Annotated in this window: 8 protein-coding genes and 2 tRNA genes; all 10 read left to right on the forward strand. The window is 60.2% G+C overall.

Annotation, left to right across the window (positions count from 1 at the left end; genetic code table 11):
* Nucleotides 1–260 precede the first annotated feature (260 nt).
* The 10 genes from B5F28_RS08915 (at nt 261) to pflB (ending at nt 12,760) form a co-directional block, all read left to right on the forward strand.
* The gene (locus B5F28_RS08915) at nt 261–1,469 is read left to right on the forward strand and encodes an IS110 family RNA-guided transposase (RefSeq protein WP_087295369.1); all 1,209 of its coding nucleotides are present in this window, start codon (nt 261–263) and stop codon (nt 1,467–1,469) included.
* Between the two features lie 291 nt (nt 1,470–1,760).
* On the forward strand, nt 1,761–2,012 hold the full coding sequence (locus tag B5F28_RS08920) for a hypothetical protein (RefSeq protein ID WP_087295371.1): 252 nt from the start codon (nt 1,761–1,763) through the stop codon (nt 2,010–2,012).
* Between the two features lie 156 nt (nt 2,013–2,168).
* Nucleotides 2,169–2,255, forward strand: a tRNA-Ser gene (locus B5F28_RS08925).
* 35 nt (nt 2,256–2,290) lie between these two features.
* Nucleotides 2,291–2,381 (forward strand) — tRNA-Ser (locus B5F28_RS08930).
* Nucleotides 2,382–2,853: 472 nt separating this feature from the next.
* Nucleotides 2,854–4,518 carry a putative manganese-dependent inorganic diphosphatase gene (locus B5F28_RS08940; protein WP_087295375.1) on the forward strand — a complete coding sequence of 555 codons (1,665 nt, stop codon included), beginning with the start codon at nt 2,854–2,856 and terminating at the stop codon, nt 4,516–4,518.
* 277 nt (nt 4,519–4,795) lie between these two features.
* A complete protein-coding gene (locus B5F28_RS08945; RefSeq protein ID WP_087295377.1) occupies nt 4,796–5,368 on the forward strand; it encodes a hypothetical protein in 573 nt (190 codons plus the stop codon).
* The gene (locus B5F28_RS08950) at nt 5,365–6,990 is read left to right on the forward strand and encodes a GH3 family acyl-acid amido synthetase (RefSeq protein ID WP_087295379.1); all 1,626 of its coding nucleotides are present in this window, start codon (nt 5,365–5,367) and stop codon (nt 6,988–6,990) included. The genes B5F28_RS08945 and B5F28_RS08950 overlap by 4 nt, the downstream gene beginning before the upstream one ends.
* Nucleotides 6,991–6,995: 5 nt before the next feature.
* On the forward strand, nt 6,996–9,524 hold the full coding sequence (locus tag B5F28_RS08955; RefSeq protein WP_087295381.1) for an HD domain-containing phosphohydrolase: 2,529 nt from the start codon (nt 6,996–6,998) through the stop codon (nt 9,522–9,524).
* A 193-nt stretch (nt 9,525–9,717) separates the two neighbouring features.
* Nucleotides 9,718–10,554, forward strand: coding sequence for a cupin domain-containing protein (locus B5F28_RS15425; RefSeq protein ID WP_481808392.1), 837 nt, complete (start codon nt 9,718–9,720; stop codon nt 10,552–10,554).
* A gap of 133 nt (nt 10,555–10,687) precedes the next feature.
* Entirely contained in the window at nt 10,688–12,760 is a 2,073-nt protein-coding gene (gene pflB, locus B5F28_RS08965) for a formate C-acetyltransferase (protein ID WP_087295383.1), read from the forward strand.
* The last annotated feature ends 77 nt before the right edge of the window (nt 12,761–12,837 follow it).

The raw sequence follows: 12,837 nt of genomic DNA on the forward strand, positions 1-12,837 counted from the left end.
GGACAGGAAAGCCGTGCAGCCAGTCCGGCTTTCCTTCCATCTCGTGCCTAAGCTACAATGAGAGGAGCAACTGGCTGACCAACCACTCCTTGGGCTTTAATGTCCGTAAGAAAGACTGTCAGCCATCCTCTTGTTGCAGCGTTCGATTTAAGCAGGTTGAGCCTACCGGATACCGGGGAGTTCGTGTTACCCAATAGATTGAATCGGCAGCGAGAAAAGATGGAACCCGGTTGCAGATTCGTTGTATTGGAGGAATGTGAATGAACTGCGTTGGCATCGATGTTTCGAAGGGCAAGAGCACGATTGCAGTCATGCGCCCTTTTGGAGAGGTGGTAGTCTCACCCTTTGAGGTGCTTCACACCGACAGCGAACTGAGCGAGCTGGCAAGGCTGCTCAAAAGCCTGAACGGTGAGACCCGTGTGGTGATGGAATCCACGGGCAATTACCATACGCCGGTGGCCTGGCTGCTCCACGGCGCGGGGCTTTATGTTTCCGTAGTCAATGCAATGCTGGTGCACGACTACGGGAACAACAGTTTAAGACGGGGCAAGACCGACAAGAAGGATGCCGTGAAGCTGGCCAACTACGGTCTTGACCACTGGCTCACACTTCCGAGATATGTCCCGGAAGAGGATGCCCGGCTCATGCTGAAGACCTGCTACCGGCAGTACCAACAGTATTCCAAAGTACAGACCATGCTGAAAAACAACTTGATCTCCCTGCTGGACACCGCTTTCCCTGATGCAAACCGCCTGTTTACCAGTCCGCCCCGCGCCGATGGCAGCGAAAAGTGGGTGGACTTTGTAGCTGCTTTCTGGCATTGCGAATGTGTCTGTGGCCTGTCTAAGAAAGCCTTTACCACCAAGTACCAGAAGTGGTGCAGAAAGCACGGCTACAATTTCAGTGAAGATAAGGCGCTGGACATTTATGTCTCCGCCTGTGGACGCTTCGGTGTCATGCCGAAAACAAAGACCGCAAAACTTTTGGTAGAACAGGCCATTTCCCAACTCCAGGCAACTTCCGCCGCATTAGCTGCTCTCAAACAGGAGATGCAGTCTCTGGCTGCTTCTCTGCCGGAATATCCTGTAGTGATGGGGATGTTTGGTGTTGGCCCCACACTCGGCCCCCAACTCATAGCTGAAATTGGCGATGTGCGCCGTTTTCATTCCAAGAAAGCGCTGGTGGCCTTTGCAGGTATTGACGCCCCGCCCTACCAATCCGGCCAAATAGATGTCCGCAGCCGCAGCATTTCCAAGCGGGGATCTGCCTCCCTGCGCAGGACACTTTTTCTGGTGATGGGCGTCCTCCTGCAATGCGCTCCAATGGATGAGCCGGTCTACCAGTTCATGAACAAGAAACGCTCTGAGGGCAAGCCATACCGTGTCTACATGATGGCATCCGCCAACAAGTTCCTGCGCATCTACTACGCTTCTGTGAAAGCCTACTTGGATTCTCTGGAGCACAACTAATTTTCGTGTCATACCATCTGGCTGGCCGCCGTTTCGATTTTGAGATGCTCAGCGGCTTGATTTTGTGTTGCCTTTTTGCCGCTCCCACAAATCTGAAATTTCTACTTGACTTTTGTTAGCAGGTCTTTCTTGCTGGCTTCATTATACAACTAAAAATTGTTCTTGTAAATAAAATACGCGAAAAAGTTGTGAAAATACCATTGACAACAACTGACGGTTGTTGTAGAATGAAGCCACAACAACCAGTCAGGCCACGAAACGGGGCCGGCAGTGCAAAGGAGCGGTTCTGAGATGAAACGAATGATCTGTGATTCCATGCTGGTGCTGGGCGCTCTGGCCTTCGTTGTGGTGGCGGGCGCGGCGGTGGAGGGCACCATGCCTCTGGCGGCCGCGCTGGGCCTGATGGCTCTGCTGGCCGGGGGCATGCGCGGCATTGCCCGGCTGGAAAAGCCCCGGGCCGTCTGCCGGGTGCGCCATGGGCGGGGCCGTTATCGCCGCCCCGCTCCCCGGCCCCGGAAGGCCGAGGCACTGCGGGCGGCCTGAGAAAGAGTGTTCGGTGCACCTCGCGCCCCCCTTGCGGGGTGTACCGGCGCTTTTTTAAAAAATGTTCGATTTTTTTAAAAAAGATGGTTGACAAACCTGTGACCCTGTGATAACATAGATAACGCACTAGCGATGGCGTGTGTGATGGCCACTCTTGGAGAGGTGTCCGAGTGGTTTAAGGAGCCGGTCTTGAAAACCGGTGACCCGCAAGGGCCGTGGGTTCGAATCCCACCCTCTCCGCCATTTTTAATTTCATATTTTGATATGGACTTTGCTCTGGAGAAGTACTCAAGAGGTCGAAGAGGCGCCCCTGCTAAGGGCGTAGGTCGGGAAACCGGCGCGAGGGTTCAAATCCCTCCTTCTCCGCCAAAAACCCCGAACGCATTTGCGTTCGGGGTTTTCCTTTTTCACTCTTCACTGAAGCTGCCAAAAGGGAGATTGGAAGTGAACAGCGAGCAGTGAAGAAGAAAGGTGTGCCGCAGAGCACTTTTTCCACATGCGGGCTTGTTTTCTGTGGAAAATCCGCTGCCGCCGAAGGGCTGCAGCTGTGCCAGAAAACATTCCCCGGAAGCCGGGCCGGAAACAGGCTGCAGAAAAATCGCCGGGTTCGCCTGCAAAATCACCAGTAGATCAACGCCTTTTATGCCAAAATAGCAGCAGTTCGTGAAAAATAAAACCGTTTTTCACAATTTGATATACTTTATTGTAAAGAGTAGTGTATAATGTACAGCAGGATTCTTTCAACCTTATTATGATCATAAAAAATGCAGGGGCCGAAAAGCCGATGAGGCTGTGTGGTGGGTAAAGGCACCCTGCAGGGGAAAGCGAGAGGTATCGTTGTATGGATCAGACCAATACCAAACGTAAGATCATGGTAATCGGCCACCGCAACCCGGATACGGATTCCATCTGCTCGGCCATTGCCTATGCCAACCTGAAAAACAAGACCGTGGGCCCCTGGCACGAGGCCTGCCGCGCAGGCGAGATCAACCAGGAGACCGCCTTCGTGCTCAAGCGCTTTGGCACCAAGACCCCCCGCCGCTGCCTGAACGTGAGCGCTCAGGTGCAGGACATCGACATCCGCCCTGTGCCCGGCGTTCTGGGCGACACCACCATGCGCCGGGTCTGGGAGACCATGCGCGACACCCAGGCCAACAGCCAGCCCATCGTGGACGAGAAGGGCATGCTGCAGGGCCTGATCACCCTGGGCGATCTGGCTGTGGCCAACATGGACAGCCTGGATACCCACGCCCTGAGCAACGCCCGCACTCCCATCAAAAACGTGGTGGAGGTTCTGGGCGGCACCGTGCTGGCCGGCGACACCAGCGGCTATTTTGAGAAAGGTAAGATCGTCATCGGCGCCTCCAGCCCCGAAGTGCTGGAGACCACCATGGAGGCCGGAGACATCGTGCTGGTGGCCAACCGCTACGAGACCCAGCTGTGCGCCATCGAGATGGGCGCCGCCTGCGTGGTGGTGTGCATGGAGTCCGCCGTGGCCAAGACCATTGTGAAGCTGGCCGCCGAGCGCGGCTGCCTGCTCATCAGCAGCCCCTACGACACCTATGCCGTTTCCTGCCTGATCAAGCAGAGCGTGCCCGTAAGCACCCACATGACCCCCCGCGACAAGCTGCGCACCTTCCTGCCCAGCACCCCCGTGGATGAAGTGAAGAAGGTCATGAGTAAGGTGCGCGACAACTACTTCCCGGTGCACACTGCCGCCGGCAAGTATCTGGGCCTCATCAGCCGCCGTAACCTGCTGAACCTGCAGCGCAAGCGGCTGATCCTGGTGGACCACAACGAGAAGACCCAGTGTGTAGACGGCTGGGAAGAGGCCGACATCCTGGAGGTGGTGGACCATCACCGCCTGGGCAGCCTGGAGACCAGCCAGCCTGTGTTCTTCCGCAACCAGCCGGTGGGCTGCACCTGCACCATTGTGTACCAGATGTACCAGGAGCAGGGCGTGGAGATCGAGCCCCACATTGCGGGCCTGATGCTCAGCGCCATTCTGTCCGACACGCTGTGCTTCCGTTCTCCCACCTGCACCCCCGTGGACGAGGCTGCCGCCCGTGCGCTGGCCAAGATCGCCGGGGTCGAGCCCGAGGCGCTGGCCAACGAGATCTTCGAGGCTGGCGAGAATCTGGAGGGCCGTGCCGCTGAGGACGTGTTCTTCCAGGACTTCAAGATCTTTACCCATGGTGATCTTCGCTTTGGCGTGGGCCAGGGCAGCTACATGAGCGAAAAGAACCGCCAGCGTGCTGCCGAGCTGCTGCGCCCCTATCTGCCCGAGGCCCTCAAGCGCGAGGGCGTGCAGATGATCTTCTTCATGCTCACCAGCGTGAAGGAGCAGTCCAGCAAGGTGCTGTTCTGCGGCGAGGGCGCCGAGCAGCTGATCGGCACCGCCTTCCGCTGCGAGCGGGACACCGACGGCAGCGTGGTTCTGCCCGGCGTGGTCAGCCGCAAAAAGCAGATGATCCCCGCCATGCTGGATACGCTGGCCCAGATGTGATCCGGGCTTGCCGCAGGCAAAACAGCGGAATTTCTGTTTCAATCCATCCCCGCCGCCGGTTATGTTCAGCCGGCGGCGGGCTTTTTTTGTAAAAGGCGCAAAAAATCGCTGAAAAGTATCAAATTATTGCGTCAAATAGAAAAAGAAAAATTGTAAACTGCGTGAGATTTTGATATGATTAAAATAACGCGATAAAACGCGGGAACAGGGGAAAAGTAAAACGTTTGCCCACTGGAAGCGGTCAGTTCCCGCGTTTTGAGGAAGGAATGGAAAGAGGATGGAGTTTGTGCTGGGAACGGCGGCGTTTGCTGCCTTTTTTGCCTACGACGTGAACAGCGTGCGCCCGGTACGGCCCTGGTTCCACCGGCTGTTTGCGGTGGGCTGCGTGCTGCTGGCCGCAGCCACCGGGTTGCTGGTGTGGAACTGCCGGGCTTTTTTTGCGTTCAGCGGTGCGGCGCTGGCGCTGGGGGTGCTGGCAGCGGTGTTTTTGGCCCTGATGGTCTACACCCTGTTTTTTGCGCTGCCCTTCAGCGCCACTTACCTGGAAGAAAACGCCCCCCGAAAGGCTTATACGGGGGGCATGTACGCGCTGTGCCGCCACCCCGGCGTGCTCTGGTTCGCCGGGGCATATTTATGCCTGGGGCTGCTGCTGGGCGCGCCCAAAGCGGCGGTGTTCGCCCTGGTCATGACCGGGCTGAACATCGCTTACGTTCTGTTTCAGGACTGCTGGACCTTTCCCAAAAGCTTTGTGAACTATGAGGAATACCGCCGCACCACGCCCTTTCTGCTGCCCACGCCGGGCAGTGCCGTGCGCTGTGTGCGGACCTGGAAGGGGGGCGCGGAGCAATGAGTCTGCAGGATAAGCTGGACCGCCAGGAATACGACGAGGTCTGGAGCCAGTATTGCGGCTTTCTGGACCTGAGCATGGAAGAGTATATGGCCATCCAGAAGCGGCTGATGGCCGAGCAGATCCAGCTGTGGAGCGGCTGCATGCTGGGTCAGTCCATCCTGAAGGGCAAAAAGCCCGCCACCATCGAGGAATTCCGCCGCATGGTGCCCCTGACCAGCTACGAGGACTATGCCGATATTTTGCTGCGCAAGAATGCCAGCATGCTGCCGGACAATCCGGTCATCTGGATCCAGACCACCTGGGAGGGCGGGCGGCACCCCATCAAGCTGGCCCCTTACACCCGCAGCATGCTGGACACCTTCCGGGACAATGTGGTGGCCTGCCTGATTCTGAGCACCAGCCGCAAGAAGGGCAGCTTCAATGTGGACAAGACCGACAAGGTGCTTTACGGCCTGGCTCCGCTGCCCTACGCCACCGGCCTGTTCCCGCTGGCGCTGAACGAGGCCATCGACATCAAGTTTTTGCCCGCCGTGAAGGATGCGGTGAATATGAGCTTCAGCGAGCGCAACAAGCTGGGCTTCAAGATGGCCATGCAGCAGGACGTGGAATACTTCTTCGGCCTGGGCAGCGTGGCCTACGCGGTGAGCCAGAGCCTTTCCCAGATGGGCGGCAGGGCGAAGCTGAAGCCCGCCGATCTGCTCAAGTTCCGGCCGGACATGCTTTTGCGCATCGCCCGGGCCAAGAGCCGCTGCAAAAAGGAGAACCGGCCCTTAAAGCCCAAGGACCTGTTCCATCTGAAGGGCTTCATGGTGGCGGGCACCGACAACCGCTGCTACAAGGACGATCTGGAGGAGCTGTGGGGTGTGCGGCCCATGGAGCTGTTCGCGGGCACCGAGCCCTCCATCATCGGCACCGAGACCTGGACCCGCAACGGCATGTATTTCTTCCCGGATACCTGCTTTTATGAATTTTTGCCCATGGCGGACACCATCCGACTGATGGATGAGCCGGACTACAACCCCCGCACCTACCTGATGGACGAGGTGGTGCCCGGCGAGGTGTATGAGATCGTGCTCACGGTGCTCAAGGGCGGAGCCTTCGCCCGCTACCGGGTGGGCGACACCTACCGCTGCGTGGGCCTTTCCAGCCGGGAGGACGGCACCAGAATCCCCCGCTTTGAATACGTGGACCGGGTGCCTGCCATCATCGACATCGCGGGCTTCACCCGCATCTCGGAGCAGGGCATCCAGAACGTGCTGGATCTGTCCGGCCTGCCGGTGGTGGGCTGGGTGGCCCTGAAGGAGTACACCGCCGAAAACCGGCCCTACTTCCATCTGTATGTGGAGGTGGAAAAGAGCGAGTTTTTGAACCGGGCGGTGAACACCCAGGTGCTGCGTGACCTTCTGACCACCTATTTTAAGTACACCGATCAGGACTACCGGGATCTGAAAAAGATCCTGGGCATGGACCCGCTGAAGGTGACCATTCTGCGCAGCGGCAGCTTTGCCGAATACTGCGCGACCCACGGGCGGCCGCCCCGCCATATGAACCCGGACAACTACGCCATGGAGGCCCTGCTGCAGAATCAGCGCGCCGGAACCTGGCGGCCGGGTAGGAGGTGATTCCAATGGACATGTACGGATATATCTCGGCCATTGCCCTGTTTATCTACGCGGCCATCTTTCTGGTGGTGCTGGCCTCCCGCAAAACGCGGGAGCTGTGGTCCTTTCTGTGGCTGCTGGTGACCATGGTCTGCTGGGCCGGCGGCTCCATGCTCATGCGCTGGCAGGTGGCGCCCTCCTATCAGGTGTGGTACCATGTGTCCATTGCCGGGCTGCTGCTCATGGCCTGTGCCTACTACCGCTTTTTGAGCGATTTTGTGGAACGGTCCGGCGGCGTGTGGGAGAAAATTTATCTGCTGGTCATGGCGGGCATCATTGCGGTGAACGTGAAGACCGGCTTTTTCCTGGCCGCGCCCCAGCTTCTGGACCGGGGCGACGAGGTGGTGTTTGAATACACCATCACCTGGCCGGTGCTGCTGTTGTTTGTTGCGGTGGGCTGGGTCATGGCCCACAGCCTGTACCATCTGTGGAGCGCCTACCGGGAACGGCCTGCCTACCGGGGCCAGTTCAAGCCGGTGACCCAGGGCATTGTGCTCATGTTCGCCGGTCACGCGGCGCTGCTGCTGCCGATGTTCGCGGGCTTCCCCATCGACATTCTGGCCGGTGTGGGCAACGCGCTTCTGCTGTTTTACGCGCTGGTGAAAAAGCGGCTGTTCAAGCTTCGGCTGCTGGCCTCCGAGAGCGTGTGCTACATGGTGGGCCTGATGCTCACCTTCATTTTGTTCTATAACCTCAAGCCCTACCTGATGAAGCATCTGGAGGCGCTGGTGCCCGCCGCGGGCGATTACGAGGTGATCCTGTTCGCGGTGTCGTTCTTTGTGACCGCGGGCATCTTCTCCTGGTTGTGGCGCAAGCTGGTGAACAATGTGTTCGTGCGGGAGGAGAACCGCCAGAGCGATGCGCTGAACGAATACAGCACCACGGTGGCCCGCCTGCTGAACGTGCAGGACATTCTGGAAAAGACCGTGGAGGTGATCCGGGAGGGGGCCAGCGTGGGCGGCGTGTACGTGTGCACCCGCAACGCGGTCACCGGCGATTACGACGCCCGCTACAGCGATCAGCCTCTGAAGGATCTGTCCTTCTCCATCCGGGCGGACAGCCCGCTGGTGCAGGTGCTGCGCCGCAGCCAGTGCATCGGCTGGCGGCAGTTCGAGACCACCGTGGACTACAAGGCCATGTGGGACAGCGAGAAAAACCAGCTGCGCTACCTGCGGGTGGCGGGCGGTGTGGCCCTCACCGGCGAGGAGGGCGACATGCCCGGCCTGATCCTGGTGTCCGAGGGTCAGGGCAAGCACCGGGTCAGCAGCCAGGACATGCAGTGGATGCTTTCGGTGGCTTCGGTGGCATCCATCGCCCTGAAAAATGCCGCCCTCTATGAGCAGGCCTACTACGAGGCCCGGGTGGACGATTTGACCGGCCTTTTGAACCGCAAGCACTTTTTACAGGTGCTGGACGAGCAGTTCGAGAGCACCCAGGAGAGCACCCTGGCCCTGATGATCGTGAACGTGGACGACTTCAAGCTGTACAACCAGCTTTACGGCCAGAAGGAGGGCGACCTGGCCCTGCGCCGCATTGCGGACATCATCCGCAGCAGTGTGGGCGACAACGGCTTTGTGGCCCGCTACAACGGCAAGGAATTCGCGGTGCTGCTGCCCCGCTACGATGTGCTGGCCACCCGCACCCTGGCGGAGTCCATCCGGGATCAGGTGTTCAACATGAACCGCCGCACCGTGGACCACAAGCTGAAGGTGCTGACCCTGAGCATCGGCATCAGCGCCGCGCCCTTTGACGCGGCCACCAGCCGGGAGCTGATGGACAACGCCGACATGGCGGTGTACCACGTGAAGCACAGCGGCAAAAACGGCATCGAGATCTTCCAGTCGGTGCTGCGCAAGGCGGATGACGAAGCCGAAAAGGTGGACCACGAGCACATCTACCAGGAATACGAGCAGACGGTGCTGGCCCTGATGGCTGCCATCGACGCCAAGGACCACTACACCTTCAGCCACTCCCACAACGTGGCCTACTATGCCACCTCGCTGGCGAAGGCCGCGGGTCTGAATGCGGATATGATCGAGATCGTGCGTCAGGCGGCTTTGCTGCACGACATCGGCAAGATCGGCATCCCCGAGACGGTGCTGAACAAGAACGGCAAGCTCACCGAAGAGGAATATGAGCAGATGCAGGGCCATGTGGAGGCGGCGGTGGGCATCATCCGCTACCTGCCCGCGCTGGATTACATCATCCCGGCGGTGATCGGCCACCACGAGCGGTACGACGGCCGGGGCTACCCCCGGCGCATCGGCGGCGAGGACATCCCGCTGCTGGCGCGCATTCTGTGCATTGCCGATTCCTTCGATGCCATGACCAGCAAGCGCTGCTACAAGGAGGCCGTGAGCCTGGAGCGGGGCATTCAGATCCTTACCCAGGAGGCGGGCCGCCAGTTTGACCCCAAGCTGGTGCCGATATTCGTGGCCGAGCTTGAGCGGGGCGGCATCCAGCTGGCGGGCCAGCGCAAGAGCGCGGTCCAGTGATAGGGACCGTCCATTGCCGCTTTGCCCCAAAGCCGCAATATTTTGCCAAAAACGGATAACCAGGAGCAAGCGGTGCGCTGCCCTTTTGGGGTAGAATATAAAGGGCAGCACCGCAGGGTTCCGGGCAGCGGAAAGGACCGGAGCATTCCGAACCGGCCCGCCGCCCGGGGGAACGCCAAAAGGAGGACCCAGCATGGACAATATGACCTTTGAACAGGCCGAGCAGCTGCTCACCCCCGCTCAGAAGGACCGGATCGCCCGGTGCCTGTGGGAGGAGCTGCATCTGCCCCAGGGGCTGAATGAGGTGGAAAAGGCCTTTGCCTTCGGCCTCTATACCTTTGTGCAATACGAGGATAAAGGTGCGCTGCGCCAGTATTTCCTTTCCGAAGAGGGAAAGGCCGAGCCGGAGCAGCCCGCACCGGCCCCCGCGCCGCAGCCCAGGCCGGAGCCCGCGCCTCAGCCGGAACCGGCCCCGAAGCCCCAGCCCGAGCCGGAGCATGCGCCCGCCCCGGAGCTGCCCCGGACCCGCCCGGATGCGTGTGCGGAAAACCTGGTTTTGTTGGAAAACAAACATACTGAACCGGTAGGAATAAACTATACTGAAGCCGTACCCAAAACAACCGCCCCTGCCGCCGAGCCGCCCAAGGCCGCGCCGGCAGTGGGCGCAGCCAAAGGAGGAAGGCCCATGTATCCCTACATTAAAAATATTCTCCACGAGCAGACCCAGGATCTGGCAGCGCTGGTGAGCGTGCAGCCGGGCCAGATCGTCAGCCGCACCCTGGCCCAGAACCCGGCGGTGAGCCTGACCCTGTTCGCCTTTGATGAGGGCGAGGAGATCAGCACCCATTCCTCCGAGGGCGATGCCATGGTGCAGGTGCTGGAGGGCGAGGGCCTGTTCACGGTGGACGGTGTTGAGCATACCGTCGCGGCCGGTCAGGTGCTGGTGATGCCCGCGGGCAAGCCCCATGCGGTGTACGCGCCCCGCAGCTTCAAGATGCTGCTCACCGTGGTGTTCCCCCGCAAGGACTGAGAGCGGCGGCCACAAAAATTTGTTTTACCGCGGCCCGGTGCGGGAGGGAGAGAGCCCGTACCCGCCGCGATAACGCCCAGCGATGGGCGAACCGATATTTATTTACCATCCAAATACAGGAGGGCACAGGCCAATGAGACAGGAATGGAAGGATTTTACCCCCGGCGTCTGGCAGAATGAGATCAACGTGCGGGACTTCATCCAGAAAAACTACACCCCCTACGAGGGCGACGAAAGCTTCTTGCAGGGTCCCACCAAGGAGACCGGCGAGCTGTGGGCTCAGGTCATGGACCTGACCGCCAAGGAGCGTGAGGCAGGCGGCGTGCTGGACATGGACACCCGCGTCATCTCCACCATCACCTCCCATGGTCCCGGCTATCTGGACCAGAGCAAAGAGAAGATCGTGGGCTTCCAGACCGATAAGCCCTTCAAGCGTTCTCTGCAGCCCAACGGCGGCATCCGCATGGCCATGAAGGCCTGCGAGGACAACGGCTACCATGTGGACCCGGAAGTGGTGGAGATCTACACCAAATACCGCAAGACCCACAACGAGGGCGTGTTCGACGCCTACACCCCCGAGATGCGCGCCTGCCGCTCCAGCCACATCATCACCGGCCTGCCCGATGCCTACGGCCGCGGCCGCATCATCGGCGACTACCGCCGCGTGGCCCTGTACGGTGTGGACCGTCTGATCGAGGACAAGCAGAACCAGAAGGATTCCACCCGCGTGATCATGTATTCCGACGTGATCCGTGAGCGCGAGGAGCTGAGCGAGCAGATCAAGGCCCTGAAGGAGCTGAAGGAGCTGGGCAAGATCTACGGCTTCGACATCTCCCAGCCCGCCAAGAACACCCAGGAGGCCATCCAGTGGCTGTACTTCGGCTACCTGGCCGCGGTGAAGGAGCAGAACGGCGCCGCCATGAGCCTGGGCCGCACCAGCACCTTCCTGGACATCTACGCCCAGCGCGACCTGGCCGACGGCACCTTCACCGAGAGCGAAATCCAGGAGATGGTGGACCACTTCATCATGAAGCTGCGCCTGGTCAAGTTCGCCCGTACCCCCGAGTACAACGCCCTGTTCAGCGGCGACCCCACCTGGGTCACCGAGTCCATCGGCGGCGTGGGCATCGACGGCCGGCCCCTGGTCACCAAGATGAGCTTCCGTTACCTGCACACGCTGGAGAACCTGGGCACCGCTCCCGAACCCAACATGACCGTGCTCTGGTCCACCCGTCTGCCCCTGGCCTTCAAGCGCTACTGCGCCAAGATGAGCATCGCCACCAGCTCCATCCAGTATGAGAACGACGACCTGATGCGCGTGACCCACGGCGACGACTACGCCATCGCCTGCTGCGTGTCCAGCATGCGTGTGGGCAAGGAGATGCAGTTCTTCGGCGCCCGCGCCAACCTGGCCAAGTGCCTGCTGTACGCCATCAACGGCGGCGTGGACGAGATCAGCAAGAAGCAGGTTGGCCCCCGCTTCCGCCCCATTGAGGACGAGTACCTGAACTACGAGGACGTGATGCAGCGCTTCGACGACATGATGCAGTGGCTGGCCCGGGTGTACGTGAACGCCCTGAACATCATCCACTACATGCACGACAAGTACTGCTACGAGCGCATCCAGATGGCCCTGCACGACAAGGAGGTCACCCGCTGGTTCGCCACCGGCATCGCGGGCCTGTCCGTTGTGGCCGACTCCCTGAGTGCCATCAAGTACGCCAAGGTAAAGACCATCCGGGACGAGAACGGCATCGTGGTGGACTACGCGGTGGAGGGCGACTTCCCCAAGTACGGCAACGACGACGACCGCGTGGACCAGATCGCCCACGACATCGTGCACCGCTTCATGCAGCACATCAAGTCCAACCACACCTACCGCGGCGGCAAGCCCACCACCTCCATCCTGACCATCACCTCCAACGTGGTGTACGGCAAGAACACCGGCTCCACCCCGGACGGCCGTAAGGGCGGCGAGCCCTTCGCCCCCGGCGCCAACCCCATGCACCATCGCGACAGCCACGGTGCGGTGGCGTCCCTGAGCTCGGTGGCAAAGCTGCCCTTCAAGGATGCCCAGGACGGCATCTCCAACACCTTCTCCATCATCCCCGGCGCGCTGGGCAAGGAGGATCAGGTGTTCTTCGGCGAGATCGAGCTGGACATGCCCCACGACTGCGCCTGCTGCGAGCCGAATGCCGAACTGTAAGCGATAACTGCAAACAGGAAAAAAGCAAGCAATCCCCGGCGGCGGGGTGCAGCCTGCGCCCCGCCCCGTATTTTCAA

It is taken from the genome of Gemmiger sp. An194, assembly GCF_002160145.1.
GTDB lineage: Bacteria > Bacillota > Clostridia > Oscillospirales > Ruminococcaceae > Allofournierella.

Bases quoted from the DNA above. Each gene is read 5' to 3' on its own strand.
- B5F28_RS08915 (WP_087295369.1), top strand. From the start codon at position 261: ATGAACTGCGTTGGCATCGATGTTTCGAAGGGCAAGAGCACGATTGCA.
- B5F28_RS08920 (WP_087295371.1), top strand. From the start codon at position 1,761: ATGAAACGAATGATCTGTGATTCCATGCTGGTGCTGGGCGCTCTGGCC.
- B5F28_RS08940 (WP_087295375.1), top strand. From the start codon at position 2,854: ATGGATCAGACCAATACCAAACGTAAGATCATGGTAATCGGCCACCGC.
- B5F28_RS08945 (WP_087295377.1), top strand. From the start codon at position 4,796: ATGGAGTTTGTGCTGGGAACGGCGGCGTTTGCTGCCTTTTTTGCCTAC.
- B5F28_RS08950 (WP_087295379.1), top strand. From the start codon at position 5,365: ATGAGTCTGCAGGATAAGCTGGACCGCCAGGAATACGACGAGGTCTGG.
- B5F28_RS08955 (WP_087295381.1), top strand. From the start codon at position 6,996: ATGGACATGTACGGATATATCTCGGCCATTGCCCTGTTTATCTACGCG.
- B5F28_RS15425 (WP_481808392.1), top strand. From the start codon at position 9,718: ATGGACAATATGACCTTTGAACAGGCCGAGCAGCTGCTCACCCCCGCT.
- pflB (WP_087295383.1), top strand. From the start codon at position 10,688: ATGAGACAGGAATGGAAGGATTTTACCCCCGGCGTCTGGCAGAATGAG.